16 protein-coding genes are annotated in these 19,038 nt (G+C 74.9%); 12 read left to right on the forward strand and 4 right to left on the reverse strand.

All coding sequences use genetic code 11. From position 1 onward, the window contains the following. Positions 1–8: 8 nt before the first annotated feature. The 5 genes from egtA (at position 9) to ACLQ2X_RS02175 (ending at position 5,127) form a co-directional block, all read left to right on the forward strand. Positions 9–1,244, forward strand: coding sequence for an ergothioneine biosynthesis glutamate--cysteine ligase EgtA (egtA, locus tag ACLQ2X_RS02155; protein WP_425679195.1), 1,236 nt, complete (start codon positions 9–11; stop codon positions 1,242–1,244). After that, positions 1,241–2,578 carry an ergothioneine biosynthesis protein EgtB gene (gene egtB, locus ACLQ2X_RS02160; RefSeq protein WP_425679196.1) on the forward strand — a complete coding sequence of 446 codons (1,338 nt, stop codon included), beginning with the start codon at positions 1,241–1,243 and terminating at the stop codon, positions 2,576–2,578. Before egtA ends, egtB begins: the two co-directional genes overlap by 4 nt. Then, complete coding sequence (gene egtC / locus ACLQ2X_RS02165) at positions 2,578–3,324, forward strand: ergothioneine biosynthesis protein EgtC (RefSeq protein WP_425679197.1); 747 nt, start codon at positions 2,578–2,580, stop codon at positions 3,322–3,324. Before egtB ends, egtC begins: the two co-directional genes overlap by 1 nt. A 38-nt stretch (positions 3,325–3,362) precedes the next feature. Beyond that, positions 3,363–4,328 (forward strand): L-histidine N(alpha)-methyltransferase, encoded by a 966-nt coding sequence (egtD, locus tag ACLQ2X_RS02170; protein WP_425679198.1) that lies wholly within the window; start codon positions 3,363–3,365, stop codon positions 4,326–4,328. A gap of 211 nt (positions 4,329–4,539) precedes the next feature. Then, positions 4,540–5,127, forward strand: a complete 588-nt coding sequence (locus tag ACLQ2X_RS02175) for a TMEM165/GDT1 family protein (RefSeq protein ID WP_425679199.1) — start codon at positions 4,540–4,542, stop codon at positions 5,125–5,127. A gap of 19 nt (positions 5,128–5,146) precedes the next feature. Here ACLQ2X_RS02175 and nhaA read toward each other — a convergent pair whose 3' ends face one another. Both nhaA and ACLQ2X_RS02185 read right to left on the reverse strand, forming a co-directional pair. Then, positions 5,147–6,448 (reverse strand): Na+/H+ antiporter NhaA, encoded by a 1,302-nt coding sequence (gene nhaA, locus ACLQ2X_RS02180; protein ID WP_425679200.1) that lies wholly within the window; start codon positions 6,446–6,448, stop codon positions 5,147–5,149. 112 nt (positions 6,449–6,560) lie between these two features. Then, a complete protein-coding gene (locus ACLQ2X_RS02185) occupies positions 6,561–8,408 on the reverse strand; it encodes a polysaccharide biosynthesis protein (protein ID WP_425679201.1) in 1,848 nt (615 codons plus the stop codon). 184 nt (positions 8,409–8,592) lie between these two features. Here ACLQ2X_RS02185 and ACLQ2X_RS02190 point away from each other — a divergent pair, with 184 nt between their 5' ends. Then, positions 8,593–10,044, forward strand: a complete 1,452-nt coding sequence (locus tag ACLQ2X_RS02190) for a polysaccharide biosynthesis tyrosine autokinase (protein WP_425679202.1) — start codon at positions 8,593–8,595, stop codon at positions 10,042–10,044. Here ACLQ2X_RS02190 and ACLQ2X_RS02195 read toward each other — a convergent pair. Then, complete coding sequence (locus ACLQ2X_RS02195; protein WP_425679528.1) at positions 10,025–10,579, reverse strand: low molecular weight phosphatase family protein; 555 nt, start codon at positions 10,577–10,579, stop codon at positions 10,025–10,027. The genes ACLQ2X_RS02190 and ACLQ2X_RS02195 overlap by 20 nt on opposite strands. 144 nt (positions 10,580–10,723) lie before the next feature. Here ACLQ2X_RS02195 and ACLQ2X_RS02200 point away from each other — a divergent pair, with 144 nt between their 5' ends. From ACLQ2X_RS02200 to ACLQ2X_RS02225, 6 genes are all read left to right on the forward strand, one after another. Next, the gene (locus tag ACLQ2X_RS02200; protein WP_425679203.1) at positions 10,724–11,962 is read left to right on the forward strand and encodes a glycosyltransferase family 4 protein; all 1,239 of its coding nucleotides are present in this window, start codon (positions 10,724–10,726) and stop codon (positions 11,960–11,962) included. Positions 11,963–12,049: 87 nt separating this feature from the next. After that, complete coding sequence (locus tag ACLQ2X_RS02205; RefSeq protein ID WP_425679204.1) at positions 12,050–13,834, forward strand: DUF4012 domain-containing protein; 1,785 nt, start codon at positions 12,050–12,052, stop codon at positions 13,832–13,834. Between the two features lie 13 nt (positions 13,835–13,847). Further along, entirely contained in the window at positions 13,848–14,471 is a 624-nt protein-coding gene (locus ACLQ2X_RS02210; protein WP_425679205.1) for a hypothetical protein, read from the forward strand. 95 nt (positions 14,472–14,566) lie between these two features. Beyond that, entirely contained in the window at positions 14,567–14,983 is a 417-nt protein-coding gene (locus tag ACLQ2X_RS02215) for a protein-tyrosine phosphatase family protein (RefSeq protein ID WP_425679206.1), read from the forward strand. 167 nt (positions 14,984–15,150) lie between these two features. Then, complete coding sequence (locus ACLQ2X_RS02220; protein WP_425679529.1) at positions 15,151–16,437, forward strand: D-alanyl-D-alanine carboxypeptidase family protein; 1,287 nt, start codon at positions 15,151–15,153, stop codon at positions 16,435–16,437. A gap of 90 nt (positions 16,438–16,527) precedes the next feature. Further along, positions 16,528–17,814, forward strand: coding sequence for a D-alanyl-D-alanine carboxypeptidase family protein (locus ACLQ2X_RS02225; protein WP_425679207.1), 1,287 nt, complete (start codon positions 16,528–16,530; stop codon positions 17,812–17,814). Positions 17,815–17,824: 10 nt separating this feature from the next. Here the strand turns inward: ACLQ2X_RS02225 and ACLQ2X_RS02230 are convergent, their stop codons facing one another. After that, positions 17,825–18,850 carry a LacI family DNA-binding transcriptional regulator gene (locus ACLQ2X_RS02230; RefSeq protein WP_425679208.1) on the reverse strand — a complete coding sequence of 342 codons (1,026 nt, stop codon included), beginning with the start codon at positions 18,848–18,850 and terminating at the stop codon, positions 17,825–17,827. Positions 18,851–19,038 lie beyond the last annotated feature (188 nt).

The raw sequence follows: 19,038 nt of genomic DNA on the forward strand, positions 1-19,038 counted from the left end.
GCGCCCGCATGGTGATGTCGCCGGACCTGGACCGCACGGTGGTCCTCGGTGACGAGGAGGCGGCCCGGGGCCATCTCGCTCGCATCTGTTTCAAGACCGGGCCGCCCACGCTTGTCGGCGTGGAACTGGAATGGACCGTGCACGACGCCGCGGACCCGGCCCGCCCGGTGGATCGGGAGCGACTGCGCCGGGCGCTGGGGCGGCACAGCCCCGTGACCCTCGACCCCACCAGCCCGGCCGACGAGCTCCGGCGCGGCGGCGCCGTGACCGTGGAGCCCGGCGGGCAGGTGGAGATCTCCGCGGCCCCGCGACCGACGGTCGCCGCGCTCATCCTGGCCACCGAGGCCGACGTGGCCGAACTCCGGGCCCGCCTGGACGCCGCCGGGCTGGTGCTGGGCCGCACCGGGATCGATCCCTGGCGACTTCCGCGACCCGTCGTGGAAACCCCCCGCTACCGGGCCATGCGCTGCGTCTTCGACAGGCGTGGGCCGGCCGGCCGGGCGATGATGTACAGCACGGCCGGGCTCCAGGTCTGCCTGGACGCCGGGGAACCCGAACACCTGCCCGACCGCTGGGCCGCCGCGCACGCCGTCGGCCCACCGCTGCTGGCCGCCTTCGCCACCGCAGACCGGCACGCCGGCCGGCGGACCGGCTGGGCGTCCGCCCGGATGGCCACCTGGTTCGGCATCGACCCGGCCCGGACCCGCCCGGTGTGGTCCCCGCAGCGTGCCGACGACGACCCGCTGGCCGCCTGGACCGGGTACGCCCTGAACGCGCCGCTGCTGTGCGTGCGCGGCGACGACCCGGACTGGACAGCCCCGCCGGGCGTCACGTTCGCCGACTGGCTGGCCGGGGCGCTGCCCCGCCCGCCCACCGGCGACGACCTGGAATACCACCTCAGCACGCTGTTCCCACCGGTACGGCCACGCGGCTACCTGGAGCTGCGCTACCTGGACGCCCAGCCCGGCCGGGAGTGGACCGTCCCGCTCGCGGTGCTGGCCGCGCTCTTCGCCGACCCGGGCACCACCCGCGACGCGCTGGCCGTGGCCGGCCCGGTCGCCGACCGCTGGGGCCCGGCCGCCCGCCACGGGCTGGCCGAGCGTCCACTGGCGACCGCCGCCGCGGCCCTGCTCGACCTCGCCCTCGCGGCGCTGCCCCGGCTCGGCCTGCCGGCCGGGATCCACGACGACACCGACCGAGCGATCCGGCGGCGCCGCGCCGCCGCGGAGGGGGGACACCGGTGACCACCACCGAGCGACCGGACGCGGACGCCGAGCGACTGCGCGACCGGATCGCGGCGGAACTGGCGCGTGCCCGCGCCCGTACCGCCCTGCTGACCGACGCGGTGGACGACGACGACCTCACCCGGCAGCACTCCACGCTGATGTCGCCGCTGGTCTGGGACCTGGCGCACGTCGGCAACCAGGAGGAGTTGTGGCTGGTCCGCGACGTCGGCGGCCGCGAGCCGGTGCGCCACGACATCGACGACCTCTACGACGCCTTCAAGCAGCCGCGCCGGGACCGGCCGTCGCTGCCGCTGCTGCCGCCGGCCGAGGCCCGCGCCTACGTGCGGACCGTGCGGGACAAGGTGTACGACCTGCTCGACTGCATCCGGTTCACCGAGCGTCCGCTGGTCGCCGACGGGTTCGCGTTCGCGATGATCGTGCAGCACGAGCAGCAGCACGACGAAACCATGCTCGCCACCCACCAGTTGCGCGCCGGTGCCCCGGTGCTGGACGCGCCACCCCCGCCGGAGCCCCGCGCCCGGGTCGGCGGCGAGGTGCTGGTGCCGGCCGGCCCGTTCACCATGGGCACCTCCACCGACCCGTGGGCGTTGGACAACGAACGGCCGGCGCACACCGTCGACCTGCCCGCGTACGCCATCGACGCCGCGCCGGTGACGAACGGGCAGTACCGGGAGTTCATCGCCGCCGGCGGCTACGACGAGCCCCGCTGGTGGTCCGAGGCCGGTTGGCGGCACCGGAACGAGGCGGACCTGAGCGCGCCCATGCACTGGCGGCGCGACGGCGACGGCTGGGCGTACCGCAGGTTCGGCCGCTGGTCGCCGGTCCGCGACGACGAGCCGGTGGTGCACGTCTGCTGGTACGAGGCGCAGGCGTACGCGGCCTGGGCCGGCAAGCGGTTGCCCACCGAGGCGGAGTGGGAGAAGGCGGCCCGCTGGGACCCGGCGGCCGGCCGCTCCCGCCGTTACCCGTGGGGGGACGCGGACCCGGGCGACGCGCACGCCAACCTGGGGCAGCGGCACCTGTGGCCGGCGCCGGTGGGCGCGTACCCGCAGGGCGCGTCGCCGCTGGGTGTCCACCAGCTCATCGGGGACGTGTGGGAGTGGACCTCGTCAACGTTCCGGGGTCATCCCGGCTTCACCGTGTTCCCCTACCGGGAATACTCGGAGGTCTTCTTCGGTGACGACCACCGGGTGCTGCGCGGCGGCTCGTTCGGCACCGACCGGTCCGCCTGCCGGGGCACGTTCCGCAACTGGGACTACCCGATCCGGCGGCAGATCTTCAGCGGCTTCCGCTGCGCCCGGGACGCCGGCGCCGAGGAGTGCCCGGCCTGATGTGCCGCCATCTCGCCTACCTCGGCCCACCGGTGCCGTTGGGCAGCCTGCTGTTCGACCCGCCGTACGGGCTGCTGCGGCAGTCCTGGGCGCCGCGGGACATGCGCGGCGGCGGTGCCGTCAACGCCGACGGGTTCGGTGTCGGCTGGTATCCCGACGGCGGTGACCCGGTCCGCTACCGGCGGGCCCAGCCGATGTGGAGCGACACCACGCTGCCGGAGCTGGCCGCAATCACGTCCGTGCGTGCGGTGCTGGCCGCGGTGCGCTCCGCCACGGTCGGGATGCCCCTGCACGAGACGGCCGCCGCGCCGTTCGCCGAGGGGCGGTGGCTGTTCAGCCACAACGGCGTGGTGCGCGGCTGGCCGGACAGCCTGGTCCCGTTGGCTGCCGGCCTGCCCATCCGCGACCTGCTCACGTTGGAGGTGCCGTCGGACTCGGCGCTGCTGTGGGCGCTGGTCCGGCACCGGCTGCGCGCGGGCGCGGCGCCTCACGAGGCGGTGGCCGACACGGTGGCGGCGGTCGCCGGGGCGGCTCCCGGTTCCCGGCTGAACCTGCTGCTCACCGACGGGGTGACGGTGGTGGCGAGCGTGGCCGGGCACGCGCTGTCGGTGCGGCGCGGGCCGGGTTCGGTGCTGCTGGCCTCCGAGCCGTTCGACGACGACCCCGACTGGCGGGCGGTGCCGGACGGGCGGCTGGTGGTGGCGACCACCGCCGGGCTGGACGTACGCGAGCTGACCGCCGCCTGAGGAATCCCTACCCCCGGACCGGAACGAGAGGACACCTGATGAGCGCGGAGCCGCTGGAGATCCACCTGGAGGAACGGGACCTGGACCGGGGCCTGCGGGAGGACGTACGGGTCGGACTGACCGCGTCGCCGAAGTGGCTGCCGCCGAAGTGGTTCTACGACGCCCGGGGCAGTGAGCTGTTCGAGGAGATCACCCGCCTGCCGGAGTACTACCCGACCCGGGCGGAACGGGCGGTGCTGGACGCGCACGCCCACGACGTGGCCGCGATGACCGGCGCGAAGACGCTCATCGAGCTGGGGTCCGGCTCGTCGGAGAAGACCCGGCTGCTGTTGGACGCGTTCACCCGGCACGGCGACCTGGGCACGTTCGTCCCGCTGGACGTGTCGGTGAGCGCGCTGCGCTCCTCCACCGCGCAGATCGCCGCCGCGTACCCGGGGCTGCGGGTGCGGGGGATCGTCGGTGACTTCACCCGCCACCTGGACCGGCTGCCCACCGGCGGTCGGCGCCTGGTGGCGTTCCTCGGCGGCACGATCGGCAATCTGCTGCCGGTGGAGCGGGCCGAGTTCCTCACCGCGACGCGCGCGGCGCTGGAGACCGGCGACTGGCTGCTGGTCGGCACCGACCTGGTCAAGGACCCGGCGGTGATCGTGCCCGCCTACGACGACGCGGCCGGCGTGACCGCCGAGTTCAACCGCAACGTGCTGCGGGTCGTCAATCGGGAGCTGGGCGCGGACTTCGACGTCGAGGCGTTCCGGCACGTGGCGCTCTGGGACCCGGAGCGGGAGTGGATCGAGATGCGGCTGCGGGCCGAGCGGCCGGTGCGGGCGCGGGTGCTGGGCCTGGACGTGACGTTCGCCGCCGGTGAGGACCTGCGCACCGAGGTCTCGGCGAAGTTCCGGCCGGCGGGGATCGCCGCGGAGCTGGCGGCGGCGGGCTTCGCCCGGCAGGCGTTCTGGACCGACCCGGACGCGCTGTTCGGGGTGAGCCTGGCCCGCGCCGACTGAGCGGTGGCCCGGTCACCGGTTCGGCCGGCGATCGGCTAGGCTGGCGGCGCGAAGGGGAGTAGCCCCCAATGTCGTGGTCGACATACTGGTGCGTTCCGCACCCGGCCACGCGGCCCCGGTCCCCGGGGCGGGCGAGACCTTCGACTCAGGCTGTCGCAGCCGGGTCGAGGGCGCCCCCGTTCCTCCTCCCGGCTTGATCGGGAAGGTGCACATGGAGGGTTTCCTCGTCGCGCTGGTGGTCAGCTTCGGCGTCATCTTCGTCGCCGAACTGGGCGACAAGTCCCAGCTCATGGCGTTGACGTTCGCCACGCGGTACCGGACGGTGCCGGTGCTCATCGGCATCACCATCGCCACCGCGATCGTCCACCTGGCCTCGGTGGCCATCGGCTACGGGCTGAACGCGGCCCTGCCCACCGGCTGGATCTCGCTGGTCGCCGGTCTGGCGTTCCTCGGCTTCGGCGCCTGGACGTTGCGCGGCGACAAGCTGACCGAGGCGGAGAAGCGCAAGGCCGAGCGCAGCAACCGGTCGGCGATCCTGGCGGTGGGTGTCGCGTTCTTCCTGGCCGAACTGGGCGACAAGACGATGCTGGCGACCATCACGCTGGCCACCAAGTACGGCTGGTTCGGCACCTGGCTGGGCTCGACGCTCGGCATGGTGGCGGCGGACGCGTTGGCGATCCTGGTCGGTCGGATGCTCGGCCGGCACCTGCCGGAGCGGGCGATCCGCTACGGCGCGGCGGTGCTGTTCGCCATCTGCGGCCTCTGGTTGATCTTCGAGGCGGTGACGGAGCTGAACTGAGCGGCCGGGCGGCCGGGCGTCAGGCGGTGCCCTCCTGGTAGACGTCCGGGATGCCGTCGCCGTCGGCGTCCCGGCTCTCCCGTTCGCTGATCCGCCGGTAGACCCGGTTGCGGCGGATCAGCACCACCGAGGCGAGGACGGCGGAGGTGAGCGAGCCGAGCAGCACCGCCACCTTCACCCCGTCCTCCTGCGGGCTGCCCGCCCCGAACGCCAGTTCGCCGATGAGCAGCGACACGGTGAAGCCGACCCCGGCCAGCAGCGCCAGTCCGGCCAGGTCGGCCCAGGTGATCTCCTCGTCGAGTTCGGCCCGGGTGAACCGGGCCAGCAGGTAGGTGGCCCCGAACACGCCGGTGACCTTGCCGAGCACCAGGCCGGCGGCGATCGCGAGCACCACCGGGCTGGTCAGCACCCGGCCCAGGTCCACGCCGACGAGCGTCACCCCGGCGGCGAAGAACGCGAAGACCGGTACGGCCAGGCCGGCGGAGACCGGCCGCCAGCGGTGCTCCAGCCGCTCGGCCAGCCCGGGTGCCCCGTCGCGTCCGGTGCGTACCGGCACGGTGAAGCCGAGCAGGACGCCGGCCACGGTGGCGTGCACGCCGGAGCCGTGCACCAGGGCCCAGGTGGCCACCGCGAGCGGGATCAGCGCCCACCACCAGGTGCGCCGACGTTGCACGAGCGTCCCGAACAGGGCCAGGGGCAGCAGCGCGGCGAGCAGTGGGAGCAGTTGGAACCCGGCGGTGTAGAACACCGCGATGATCACGATGGCGAACAGGTCGTCGACCACCGCGAGGGTGAGCAGGAACGCGCGCAACCCCTGCGGCAGGTGGGAGCTGACCACGGCCAGCACGGCCAGCGCGAACGCGATGTCGGTGGCCGTGGGGATGGCCCAGCCGCGCAGGCCGGGGCCGCCGGTGGCCAGCGTCACCGCGACGTAGATCAGTGCCGGCGCGGCCATGCCGCCGATCGCGGCGACCACAGGCAACGCGGCCCGGCGCGGATCGCGCAGGTCCCCGGCGACGAACTCGCGTTTGAGTTCCAGGCCCACCACGAAGAAGAAGATCGCGAGCAGCCCGTCGGCGGCCCAGGCGCCCAGGCTCAGGTCGAGGTGCACCGCGGCGCCGCCCGGCCACGGCACCCAGTCGCGCAGGTCCGCGTACGCCGCCCGCCACGGCGAGTTGGCCCAGATCAGGGCGACGACCGCACCGAACAGCAGCAGGCCGCCGCCGACGGTCTCGGTGCGCAGCACGTCGGCCAGGAAGCGGGCCTCGGGCCAGGATCGGCGGGACAGCAGGCGGGGCCGGTGCGGGTCGTGCCGGGGCATGCGGTGTCCGTTCGGAAGCAGGGGTCGACGAAGTTGTCGCCGACCAGACTTCCCGGCACACCGGAGCCAACCCTAACGTCTGCTCGTCGCCGGCGGCGAACCGGACCGCGACTCAGCGTTGCCCGGGCAGCACCGGCAGGGCGGTGGCGGCCGGCTCGCAGACCGCCGCCAGCCACTTGGTCAACTCGTCCGGGTCGGCGTACGGGTCCAGCGCGCGTACCTCGTCCGGTTCGAGCATGGGGACCGGGACGTGGGAGATCAGCGGATGCAGTGGCCGGGTGTCCACCTCGTCGGTGCCGAACAGGTGCTCGTGCAGCTTCTCGCCCGGCCGCAGCCCGGTGAAGACGATCTCCACGGGGCGGTCCGCCTCGGCGGCCAGCCGGCGTGCCACGTCGGCGATGCGCACCGGCTCGCCCATGTCGAGCACCAGCGCCTCGCCGCCCCGGCCGATCGTCGCGGCCTGCAGCACCAGGTGCACGGCCTCCTGCACGGTCATGAAGTAGCGGGTCACCTCAGGGTGGGTGACGGTGATCGCGACCCCGGCGCGGATCTGCGCCTGGAACGCGGTGAGCACCGAGCCGCGGCTGCTCAGCACGTTGCCGAACCGGACGCTGAGGTAGGCCCCGCCGGACCGCTCGGCGTGGTACGCGGTGAGCCGCTCGGTGATCCGCTTGGAGTAGCCGAGGACGCTTGTCGGGTTGGCCGCCTTGTCGGTGGAGATGTTCACGAACTGGGCGACGTCCCGGCAGGCCTCGAGCACGTTCAGCGTACCCAGGATGTTTGTCTTGAGGGCTTCGCCGGGGTGCCGCTGGAGCATGGTGAGGTGCTTGAGCGCGGCGGCGTGGAACACCACGTCGGGCTGGCGGTCGGCGACCACCCGGGCGATGCCCTCGGCGTCGCGGATGTCGGCCAGGATCAGCTCGGGCCCGTCGAGCAGCGCACGCCCGTGCAGGGACATCTGGAGCGCGTGCAGCGCCGACTCGTCCCGGTCGAGCATCATCAGCTCGTCCGGTTCGCAGCGGGCGATCTGCCGGCACAGTTCCGAGCCGATCGAGCCGCCCGCGCCGGTGACCAGCACCCGGCGTCCGGCCAGCCCGGTGCGTTCCACGCTCAACTCGGCGACCCGGTGGGCGCGGCCGAGCAGGTCGGTGGGTTGCAGATCGCGTACGTCGGTGGCGGCCACCGGCCGATCCAGCAGCTCGCGCACCGGGGGCAGCACCTTGAACGCGGCGCCGGCCTCCAGCGTGCGGGTACGCACGTCGCGCAGCAGCGACGGCTCGGAGCCGCTCATCGAGAAGATCACGGTGGTGGCCCGGGTCGCCCGCACGGCGGTGCCGACCTGTTCCCGGCCGCCCAGCACGCGCAGCCCTTCCAGGCGCAGTCCGCGACTGTCCGGGGCGTCGTCGAGCAGGCCGACCGGGCGGTATCCGCCGGCCGGGTCGTGCAGCAGCGCGCGGACGAGGCGTTCGCTGGCCGCGTCCACCCCGTAGACCAGGCACCGTTCGGCGTGCCGGGTCTCCGGGCGCTGCCGGTCGGCGTACACCCGCCACAGGCCGCGGGCGGTGGCCATCGCCACCAGCGCGACGGCGCCGCCGACCAGCGGCGTGCTCGCCGGCACCGGCCGGTGCGTCCACGGCAGCACGCCGACGACCGCGACGGTCGCCACGAGCGCGACCGTGACGGCCAGGCCGCGGGCGTCGCCGGCGCTGCCGATCGGGTAGCGGCCGTAGACCCGGGAGCGCAGCAGGGTCAGCGCCGCGTAGAGCGCGGCGCAGGCCAACGCGACGGCGAGGGTACGGCCGCTGGTGCCGGCGGTCAGCTCGAACTCGAAGCGGGTCCACGCGGCGCCGAGAAATCCGCCGCACCACGCGGCCGTGTCCAGCGTTAACAGGGAAAGGGTGGCGGCGCGGTGGGTGATCCGGCCGTGGGTCTGCACGGCGGCGGTGGCTGCACGATCCATGGGCTGCTTCAGCGTCCTATCCGGATTGAAAGGATTAGACCGTCTGTCCCGGTTCGGTCGTTTACATTCATCGAGTCACGTAACGTGTTGTTTAGGCGATTCGATCCTGGCACAGCTACTGGTGCTTTTAGGGGGCTTTCGTGCAGTTGGATGGGCAGACCGGCGTGTCGCGAGGGGGAGCGTGATGAACCTGTTCGGCTACCTGCGACTGGTCCGACGCCACTGGTGGATCGTGCTGGTGGCGGTGATGCTCGCCCTGGGCAGCGCCGCGCTGGTGACGGTGCGGACGGTGCCCCGCTACCAGGCCTCGGTGACGTTCTTCGTCACCACGCCCAGCCAGGGGGTCACCGACGCCTACCAGGGCAGCCTCTTCCTCCAACAGCGGGTCAAGTCCTACGGCGACCTGCTCACCAGTGACCGGCTGGCACAGAGCGTTGTCGCCGAGACGCCGCTCGGCCTCACCGCCGACCAGTTGCGCGGCCGGATCAGCACCGCCACCACGACCGGCACGGTCCTGCTGGAGGCGACCGTCACCGACACCGACCAGAACCGGGCGCTGAAGACCACCGAGACGCTCGCGACGAAGTTCACCGAGCTGGTCCAGAAGGTGGAGACACCGCCGGACGGCAACGCGCCCCCGATCAAGATCGAGCTGGTCAGCGGGCCCCGCGTCACCGCCGACCCGGTCACCCCGCAGCCGACCCGCAACCTCGTCCTGGGTGGGCTGATCGGTCTGCTGCTCGGCGCCGGCCTGGCGGTCCTGCGCGGGCTGGCCGACGTGCGGATGCGAGACGGCGCCGCGCTGCAACGGGTGACCGGCAGCCCGCTGCTCGGCGAGGTCCCGTTCGACGCCTCCGCGAAGTCGGCGCCGCTGATCGTCGGTGAGGCGGCCGGGTCGCCCCGCGCCGAGGCGGTGCGCAAGCTGCGCACCAACCTGCGGTTCGTGGACGTGCACGAGCCCGCCCGCGTCATCGCGGTCACCAGCGCGTTGCAGGGCGAGGGCAAGACCACGATGGCCTGCAACACCGCGATCGCGCTGGCCGAGGCCGGCTGGCGGGTCCTGCTCATCGACGCCGACCTGCGCCGCCCCAAGGTCGCCGACTATCTCGGGCTCGACGACGGCGTCGGCCTCACCGACGTGCTCGTCGGCGACGTACAGGTCGGTGACGTGGTGCAGCCCTGGGGCGAGAAGTCCCTGTTGGTGCTGCCCAGCGGCGCCACCCCGCCCAACCCGAGCGAGCTGCTCGGCTCCAAGTCGATGGCGGACCTGCTGGTGGCGCTGCGCGACTCGGCGGACATCGTGGTCATCGACACCGCCCCGCTGCTGGCGGTCACCGACGGCGTGGTGGTGGCCGTGCAGGCCGACGGCGCGCTCCTGGTCACCCAGCAGGGGCGGACCTCACGCAGCCAGGTGGCCGCGGCGGCGAACGCGCTCAGCTCGGTCTCGGTGCGCCTGCTCGGCTGCGTGCTCAACATGGCCCGGGTGGCCAAGGAGGACGCCTACCAGTACGAGGCGTACCGGGTGGTCGTGCCGCCCGCCGGTGCGTCCGTGCCGGCCGACCGGGTCGGCACCCACCGGGGCGCGCGGGCCGACGTGGGCGACCGGACGCAGGAACTCACCCGGCTGTCCCGATGAGCGCCAGCACGGGCCGGATCGACCGCTCGATCTCCCGCGCGCAGTGCCGGAAGTCCGCGGGGGAGCCGCCGATCGGGTCGCCCAGGTCATCCGCGCCGGGGGCGGGGGGTTGCAGTCGCCCCCGGGCTCGGACGGCGGCGACCACCGCGGCCCGCAGCGGTGTGTCCGCCACCGCCTCGGCCGGCCGGGCCGCGGCGGCCAGCCGGGCGAACTGGCGCAGCGTGAACGTGCGGGGCAACGCGTTCGGGGCGAGCGCGGTGCAGGCCGAGCGCTGCCGCCGGGTCGCGGTCAGCACCAGCGTCGCCGCGCCCAGGTGCTCCGGGCGCAGCCGGCGGGTGCGGAACGCCGCCGGGTCCGCGCCGGTTCCGGCGGCCACCTCGACGGCGTACGGATGCATGGCCGCGCCGTCGATCGCGTCGGTGCCGGCGCTGGCCACCGCCAGCGGCAGGCCGGCGAGCAGCCGGCGGGCGATGAACTCCGCCATCGGCGACCGGCACATGTTCGCGTGGCAGACGAAGAGCACCTCGTCGACCATCCGCACCCCTCTCCTCGACGCGGTCGCGGCGGGTGGTGCCGCGCCGGCGTTTGCCCGGCGGTCGCGGCCGGAGGCGGAGGGGTTGCCGGCATCGTACGCGGGCCGGGCGCCGGGCGTCCGGCAGGCCGCGCCAGGGGCGCGGCCATGAGGATCGGCATCCTGTCGTACCACTTCCCGCCGGAGCCGGCGTTCGTCCCCGGCAGTCTGGCCGAGGAACTGGCCGGCCGTGGCCACGAGGTACGGGTGCTCACCGGCTTCCCGGACTATCCCGGCGGCCACGTCTATCCGGGCTGGCGGCAGCGCTGGGGGCACCGGACGCACAGCGAGCGGTTGACCGTGCGCCGGGTGCCCCGGTTCGCCGGCGGCGACGCGTCCGCGCGGGCGCGTGCCGCGAGCTGGCTCTCCTTCGCCGGCAGCGTCGGGCTCGCGGGCCGCGGCTACTTCCGCGACGTCGACGCGCTCTACGTCCACCAGCATCCGGCGGTCACCTTCGCCGCGGCGGGGCTGCTGCGGGTGCTCGGCCGGGTGCCGACCGTGCTGCACGTGCAGGACGTGTGGGCCGAGCGGGACCGGCAGCCGGCGGCGGACCGCGGACCCGGCAGGTGGGACGCGGCCCGCCGCCTGTGGCGGGAGGCGGCGGTGGTGGCGGTCAGCGCTCCCTCCATGCGGGACCTCGTGGTCGCCGCCGGTGTCGACCCGGCGCGGGTGCACACGGTGCTCAACTGGACCGACGAGCGGATCTTCCAGCCGGCCGAGCCGGGACCTGCGGCGCGCCGGCTGGTCCGCCGGGACGGCCGGTGCGTGGTGATGCACGCCGGCACGATCGGTGCGCGGCAGGGCCTGGAGACGGCGGTCCGGGCGGCGGCTGCGCTGGGCGACCGGATGGACCTGGTGCTGGTGGGTTCCGGTCCGCAGGAGCGGCGGGTGCGAGGGCTCGCCGCCGACCTCGGCGCGGAGAACGTCCGGTTCGTCGACCGGCGGGTCCCGACGGACATGCCCCAGCTCTACGCGGCCGCCGACTACCAGCTGGTCGTGCAGCGCGGCCTGCCGGAGCTGCGGGGCACGGTGCCGGGCAAGCTGCAGGCCGCGCTCTCCTGCGCCGCACCGGTGGTGGCCTCCACGGGCGGCGACACGGCGGAGCTGGTCGAGCGGTCCCGGGCCGGGCTGTCCTGCCCGCCGGACGACTGGGCCGCGCTGGCCGACCGCTTCTGGCTGGCCGCGGCCATTCCCGCGGCGGCCCGGGTCGACATGGGTCGCCGCGGACGGGAGGTCTACCTGCGGGAGATGTCCTCGCGGGCCGGCGTCGACCGGATCGAGGCGCTGCTGCACGAGGCGGCGGCGATGCGGGCGACCGGGAGCGCGAGCCGCGCCGCGGCACGGTGAGCGTCGCAAATGGTGAAACAGACACTAAAGGCGCTTCATCCTGCTAGAAAGCACTCAAAGGTCTCAACCGACCATCGAGGGGGATTCGTGACGGGAGGCGGGGCTCCGCCCGGCCGGCGGCGAGGCGCCCGGCGACGCCGCCGGGCCCGGATCCGCCGGATTCTGCTGACCGGGCTGGTCGTCGTGTCGGTGCTGCTCACCGCCGGTGGCTGGGTGGCCTTCCGGGGTTGGCAGGCCCGCGCCCACCTGGTGAACGCCGCCGGGCTCGCCGAGGAACTCAGCGTCCAGGTGCTCGACGGGGACATGGCCCGCGCCCAGCGCACCCTGTCCGCGTTGCAGGAGCAGGCCGTCGCGGCCCGGGATGCCACCGAGGGCCCGGCCTGGCGGCTCGGTCGGCGGATGCCGTACGCCGGCGACGACCTGACCGCCGTCCGGGAGGTCTCGGTGGCGGTGGACGACCTGGCCCGCCTCGCCTTCCCCACCCTGCTGCGGGTCGACCTCGCCTCCCTGGTGCCGAAGCAGGGCCGGCTCGACCTGGGCCGTTTGCGTGCCGTGTCCGCCGAGGTGACCGCTGCCGACGAGGCGGTCCGGCGCACCGCCGCCCGGCTCGCGCAGGTGCCGACCGAGCGGCTGGTGACGCAGGTGCGCGAGGCGGTCACCGCGCTGCGGGCGGAGCTGGACCGGTTGGGTCACCTCACCTCGGCCGCCGACCGGGGTGCCCGGCTGCTGCCGCCGCTGCTCGGCGGCGACGGGCCCCGCACCTACCTGCTGGTGTCGCAGAACCCGGCGGAGCTGCGTGCCACCGGCGGCATGTTCGGCGCGTACGCGGTGCTGCGTGCGCAGGACGGGCGCATCCGGCTGCTCGACCAGGGCAGCTCGTCGAGCCTGGCGAGCTTCGACCCGCCGCTGCCGGTCGACCCGCAGGCGAGCCGGATCTGGGGTGACCTGCCGGGCATGTTTCCCGCCGACGTGAACCTGGCGCCGGACTTCCCGGCCGCGGCCGCGCTCTACCGGGAGATGGTGCGCCGGCGCACTGGCACCACAGTGGACGGTGTCCTCGCGGTCGACCCGGTGGTGCTGTCGTACCTGCTCGGCGCCATCGGCCCGGTGGCGGTGCCCGGCGGCCCGGTGCTGACGGCCGACACCGCGGTCCGGACGTTGCTCAGCGACTCGTACCGGGACCTGGGCGCGAAGGATCAGGACGAGTTCTTCGCCCGGGCCGCCGCGCGCGTGTTCGAGGCGTTGTTCACCAAGCCCGCAGACCCGCGAGCGTTTTTGGCCGTTTTCGGCCGGTCAATAGGGGAACGTCGGATATTGTTCTGGAGTGTCCGATCCGAGGAGCAGCGCGCGCTGGCCGGTACCCGGCTGGCCGGGCACCTTCCGGAGAAGGACACGGTGCCGACGGTCGGGGTGTTCCTCAACGACGGCAGCGGCGCGAAGCTCGGCTACTACCTCAGGTTCACGGCCACCCTGACGGTCGGCGACTGCCAGCCGGACGGGCGCCGCGAGCTGCGGCTGCGGGTCCGGGTGCACTCCACCGCCCCCCGGTCGGGGCTGACCCGATCGGTTACCGGGCTCGCGCTGGCCGGTGACAAGTACACAGCACGCACCTTCGTCTCGGTGCACACGCCCACCGCCGGCGCGGTCCTCACCGGCCGGCTCGACGGGCGGGACACCGCGATGGGCAGCGGGCTCGACGGCCGCCGCCAGGTGGCGGTGGCGAAGGTGGAGACCGGCCCCGGGCAGACCCGGACGCTCGACGTCACCGTGCTGACCGGCCGGACCGGAGCAGGCACGGCCGAGCTGGTGCTCACACCCACCGCCACCCCATGGACCACCCAGGTGGTCAACGCACCCAACTGTGAACAGTAGGAGGGAATCCACCATGCGGCTATCCCGCATCATCATGGCGCTCACGGTGGGCGTGGCCGTCGTGGCCGTGCCGACCGCGGCCGGGGCGGCCCAGCCGCAGCCACCGGTCTACCCGCCCAACGACGTCGCGACGCTGACCGTGTCGCCGCCGGCGATCCGGCTCGGCGAGACGTTCACCCTGCGGGGCCGGAACTTCGCGCCGAACGAGACGGTCCGCATCGACGTGGCCATCTCGGGCCTGCCCGCCGCCGCACCCGCCGGGGACACGGCGCGGCGCGGCGACGCCGACACGGTGGCGATGGTCCCGGTCGCGTACACGCCGAACCGCGCCCAGCCGCAGCCCGCGCCGACCACGTTCACCGTGACGGCCGACGCCAACGGCAACTTCACCGTCCCCTACCGGCCGACCCGGATCGGCCGTTACACGTTCACGGCCACCGGCCTGACGTCGGGCCGGACCGCCAGCGCCACCGGCATCGTGCTGCCGGTGCGGCCGACCCGCCCGCCGCACCACGGCGGGCTGCCGGTCACCGGTGACAACATCGGTACGCCGCTGAAGCTCGGTGGCGGTCTCGCCGCCGCCGGTGCGGTGCTGCTGCTGGGCTCGTTGGCCTGGCGTCGCCGTCGCCTCGGCTGAACCGGGACGCGCCGGGACCTGTCCCGGCCGGAACGCGGGTGCCCGCCGGACCTCGGCCGGCGGGCACCCGCGCGTGCGTCGCGCACAATGAGGCGGTGGACGCGACACCGTGGACCGACCCCACCGGCCTGTTCACCCTGCCCGGTGGCGCCGTGGTGCGGGGCCGACGGATCGCCGTGCCGGGCCCGCCCGCCGACTTCGCCCTGCTGTTGGCCCCCGGGCCGGAACCGGACTGGCCGGCACGGCACGTCCGCTGGCCCGACTTCTGGATCCCGCTGGACCGGGCCGACGCCCTCGACGCGCTGCGCGAGGCCCGGCGGCGCGCGTACGCGGGGGAGCGGGTCGAGGTGGCCTGCCACGGCGGCGTCGGACGGACCGGCACCGCGCTCGCCGCGCTCGCGGTGCTCGACGGGCTGCCGCCCGGCCCGGCGGTGACCTGGGTCCGCGCGCGCTACCACCCGCGGGCGGTGGAGACCCCCTGGCAGCGTCGCTGGCTGCGCGGGGTGCGGTGACCGCCCGACCGGCCACCGGCAGGCGTGACCGGTTCGACGCACCGTCACCGACCGGGTGAGGCTCCACGGCATGATCGCTGTCCTCGGTAGGGTGCCTTCTCATGACAGCCCGGGTCCTGGCCGCCGCCTCCGCCGTCACCCTGCTCCTCACCGGTGCGCACACACCGGTGCGCCCCGCCCCGGCGGCCCCCGCCGCTTCCGCCGCCCTCGCGGCGCGCACCGTCCCCGCGGCTCCCGCGGCTCCCGCGGCTCCCGCGGCTCCCGCGGCCCTCGCCGCCCCGGCGGCTCCCGCGGCCACGGTGCCCTGCCCCCGGTTGCCGGCCCCGAAGGTCAGCCGCCCGCCGCGGCCCACCCCGCCGCCGCGACCAGGACAGCAGGTGGTCGGCGGCGCGGCGCTGGCCACCGGCGGACTGGTCACGCCGCCGGGAGTCCCCGCCCCGCCCGCGGTCACCGCCACCACCTGGCTCGTCGCGGACCTGGACAGCGGCGCCGTGCTCGGCGCGTGCGGGGCGCACGTCCAGGCCACCCCGGCGAGCACCCAGAAGCTGCTGCTGGCCGCCACCATGCTCGGCCGGCTCAACCCGAAACAGGTGGCCGTCGCCACCGCTGCCGACCTGGACATCGAGCCGGGCAGCTCGGCCGTCGGCCTGCTCGTCGGCGGGCGCTACCAGGTGGAGACGCTCTGGCTCGGCCTGCTGCTGCAGTCCGGCAACGACGCGGCCAACATGCTGGCGCGCCTCGGCGCGGGCAGCGCCCAGGCCGGGGTCGCGGAGATGAACGCGTACGCGGGCCGCCTGGGCGCCCGGCAGACCCACGCCGTCACCCCGTCCGGTCTGGACGGACCGGGACAGTTCACCAGCGCGTACGACCTGGCGCTGATCGCCCGGGCCTGCTTCGCCGACGCCACCTTCCAGCGGTACGCGCGCACCGAACGCGCCCAGATCCCGGCGCAGCCGGCGTTGAAGAAGGGCGGTTTCCAGATCCAGAACGAGAACCAGCTCATCTACCGCTATCCGGGGGCGCTCGGCGGCAAGACCGGCTTCACCGAGTTGGCCCGGCACAGCTACGTCGGGGCCGCCCAGCGGGGCGGACGGCGGCTGGTGGTGACCCTGCTCGGTGCCGAGGCCCGTCCGGTACGCGGCTGGCAGCAGGGCGCCCAACTGCTCGACTGGGGGTTCACGCTGCCCCGCGACGCCTCGGTCGGGCGGCTCGTCGAGCCGGGGGAGCCGGATCCCGACACGGCGGGTCCGGGCGATGAGCCGGCCGTCGTACCGCCACCCACCCCGTCCTCGACCCCGTGGCGGGGGCCGGCCGGGACGGCGGTGCGCCGCATCGGCGACGGCGACTGGCGGGTGATCGTGCCACTGGCCGGCGTGCTCGCCCTCGCGGTGGGCGCGACGGCGGCGGTGCTCACCGCCCGGCGTGGCCGGGCGCGGGGTCGTCGACGGGCCTGAGCCGGCGCACCCTACCCGGCGACCCGGCCGGCGGGACCCGAATCCCGGAGCCGGCGACCCGTTCGGGTCGGCGTGGCTAGCGTCCGGGTCATGAGGACCTGGGGACCCTTCGTGGCGCTGGCGGCCGCCCTCCTGCTGCCGCTGCCGACGCCTGTGACACCCGCCGTGGCGGCAGGCCGCGCCGCCGGCGCGCCGGGCCGCCGCCTGCCGGTCGGGGCGCCGCACTGCCCGAACGTGCCGGCCGCGGGCATCCGGCCCGCGCAGCCGCCGCCCCCGCCCGACCCGGCCGCGCGGGCGGTCGGCGGGGCCGCGCTGGACACCACCGGCCTGGCGGTTCCGGCCGCGGCGACCGCGCCCCCGCCGGTGACCGCGACCTCGTGGGTGGTCGCCGACCTGAACAGCGGCGCGGTGCTCGGCGGCTGCGGGCCGCATGAGTACGCCGCCCCGGCGAGCGTGCAGAAGTTGCTGCTGGCCGCCACCATGCTGCCCCGGCTGGACGCGCGGCAGGAGGTCACCGTGACCGCCGGGGACCTGGCGGTCGAGCCGGGTAGCTCCACGGTCGGGCTGGTCGAGGGGGGACGCTACCGGATCGAGACGATCTGGCTGGGTCTGCTGCTGCGCTCCGGCAACGAGGCGGCCAACGCGCTGGCCCGCCTCGGCGGCGGACCGGACGGGCTGCCCGGCGGCGTGCGGGCGATGAACGAGGAGGCACACCGGCTCGGCGCCCGGCAGACCCACGCGGTGACCCCGTCCGGCCTGGACGGTCCGGGGCAGTTCACCAGCGCGTACGACCTGGCGTTGATCGCCCGGGCGTGTTTCGCCGACCCGGCCTTCCGGCGGTACGCGGCGACCCGCGGCGCGCAGGTGCCGGCCCAGCCGGCGCGGCGGGCGAAGGCGTTCCCGATCGTCAACGACAACATGCTGCTGGACCACTACCCGGGGGCGCTCGGCGGCAAGACCGGCTTCACCGACCTCGCCCGGCACACGTACGTGGGGGCGGCCGAGCGTGACGGTCGGCGGCTGGTGGTCACGCTGCTCGGTGCGGAGGTACGCAGCCAGCGCGGCTGGCAGCAGGGCGCCGCGTTGCTGGACTGGGGGTTCGGTCAACCCCGGGGCGCCTCGGTCGGCCGGCTCGTCGAACCGGGCGAGGCGGACCGGAGCGCGTCACCGACGGCCGGCCCGGCCTCCGCCCTGGCCGGTCCGGGCGGGCCGGGCGGCGGGGCGGCGTCGCCCGGAGGACGGCCCGGCGCCGGGGTGACGGTGGCGGTGGGCGCGCTGCTGGTGGCCGGGGGATCGGTGTTGCTGGCCCGGCGCCGTCGGCACGCGCTGTCGACCGCGGCGGCGCTGCGTGAGCCGAAGATCCCCGGTGGGCACTGAGCCGGCCCGGTCAGCCGCCGACGGGCGCGGCGGTGCTGTCCCGCACCACCAGTTCGGTGGCCAGCTCGACCCGGGGCGAGTCGATCTCCTCGCCCTGCGCCAGCCGCAGCACGGTACGCGCGGCGAGCCGGCCCATCTCGACGAGCGGCTGGCGGACGGTGGTCAGCGGCGGTGAGGCCCACCGCGCCTCGGGCAGGTCGTCGAAGCCCACCACGCTCACGTCGTCGCAGACCCGAAGCCCACGGCGGCGGATCGCCTCGTACACGCCGAAGGCCATCTGGTCGCTGGCGGCGAAGACGGCCGTGGGCGGGTCGTCGAGGTCGAGCAGTTCCCCGCCCGCGGTGAAACCGGAGGCGTGGTAGAAGTCGCCGGGGCGGACCAGTCGGTCGTCGGCGGGCACCCCGGCGGCGGCCAGCGCGGCCCGGTAGCCGTCCAGCCGGGCCCGGCTGCACAGCAGGTGCGGCGGGCCGGCGACGAAACCGATTCGCCGGTGGCCGAGTTTCAGCAGGTGCTCGGTGGCGGCGAGGCCGCCGGTCCAGTTGGTGGCGCCGATCGCCGGCACGTCCGTCCCGGCCACCCCGGCGGCCGGGTCGACCACCACCACCGGCACGTTGAGCCGGCGCAGTTGAGCCTGCACCGGGGGAGTCAGGTGCGAGGTCACCACGATCACCCCGTCGGAGGCGCGGGCCCGCAGGTTGTGCAGCCACTGCCGGGTGGAGCTGGACTCCCGATGGATGGCGGAGACGACGGTGCCGACCCCGGCGGCGTGGCTCACGTCCTCCACCCCCCGGATGATCTCCACGGCCCAGGGGCTGTCCAGGTCGTTGAAGACCAGGTCGACCAGGTCCGCCCGGCGGACCGTACGGCTGCCCCGGCGCCGGTAGCCGTGGTGGCGCAGCAGTTCCTCGACGCGTTCCCGGGTGCCCGGTGCGACGTCCGAACGCCCGTTGAGCACCCGCGACACGGTGGGCACCGAGACACCGGCCTCCCGTGCGATCGCGGTGATGGTCACCCTGCGCTCGTCGTCCCCGCTCACCCGTGTTCCCTTCGCCGGCTGCCGGAACCGACCGGAAAACCGTGCCGCCCCACGCACATCTTGCCGTACGCCCCGGGCTTGACGACAGGTTGGACCGGGCCTAGCGTTCGCACGAGTTGCGGAAACCTTTCGGAAATCCGTGCGCCGCCTTTCGACGGCACGCCGTCGCCCCCACCGACGACCGACGA

It is taken from the genome of Micromonospora sp. DT31 (genome assembly GCF_049841795.1).
In the GTDB taxonomy this organism is placed as follows: domain Bacteria; phylum Actinomycetota; class Actinomycetes; order Mycobacteriales; family Micromonosporaceae; genus Micromonospora.

Excerpts from the sequence above, each read along its gene's own strand:
- ACLQ2X_RS02190 (WP_425679202.1), top strand. The coding sequence starts at position 8,593 with ATGAACCTGTTCGGCTACCTGCGACTGGTCCGACGCCACTGGTGGATC.
- ACLQ2X_RS02195 (WP_425679528.1), bottom strand. The coding sequence starts at position 10,579 with ATGGTCGACGAGGTGCTCTTCGTCTGCCACGCGAACATGTGCCGGTCG.
- ACLQ2X_RS02175 (WP_425679199.1), top strand. The coding sequence starts at position 4,540 with ATGGAGGGTTTCCTCGTCGCGCTGGTGGTCAGCTTCGGCGTCATCTTC.
- ACLQ2X_RS02200 (WP_425679203.1), top strand. The coding sequence starts at position 10,724 with ATGAGGATCGGCATCCTGTCGTACCACTTCCCGCCGGAGCCGGCGTTC.
- ACLQ2X_RS02210 (WP_425679205.1), top strand. The coding sequence starts at position 13,848 with ATGCGGCTATCCCGCATCATCATGGCGCTCACGGTGGGCGTGGCCGTC.
- egtA (WP_425679195.1), top strand. The coding sequence starts at position 9 with ATGGTGATGTCGCCGGACCTGGACCGCACGGTGGTCCTCGGTGACGAG.
- nhaA (WP_425679200.1), bottom strand. The coding sequence starts at position 6,448 with ATGCCCCGGCACGACCCGCACCGGCCCCGCCTGCTGTCCCGCCGATCC.
- ACLQ2X_RS02185 (WP_425679201.1), bottom strand. The coding sequence starts at position 8,408 with ATGGATCGTGCAGCCACCGCCGCCGTGCAGACCCACGGCCGGATCACC.
- egtD (WP_425679198.1), top strand. The coding sequence starts at position 3,363 with ATGAGCGCGGAGCCGCTGGAGATCCACCTGGAGGAACGGGACCTGGAC.
- egtC (WP_425679197.1), top strand. The coding sequence starts at position 2,578 with ATGTGCCGCCATCTCGCCTACCTCGGCCCACCGGTGCCGTTGGGCAGC.
- ACLQ2X_RS02225 (WP_425679207.1), top strand. The coding sequence starts at position 16,528 with ATGAGGACCTGGGGACCCTTCGTGGCGCTGGCGGCCGCCCTCCTGCTG.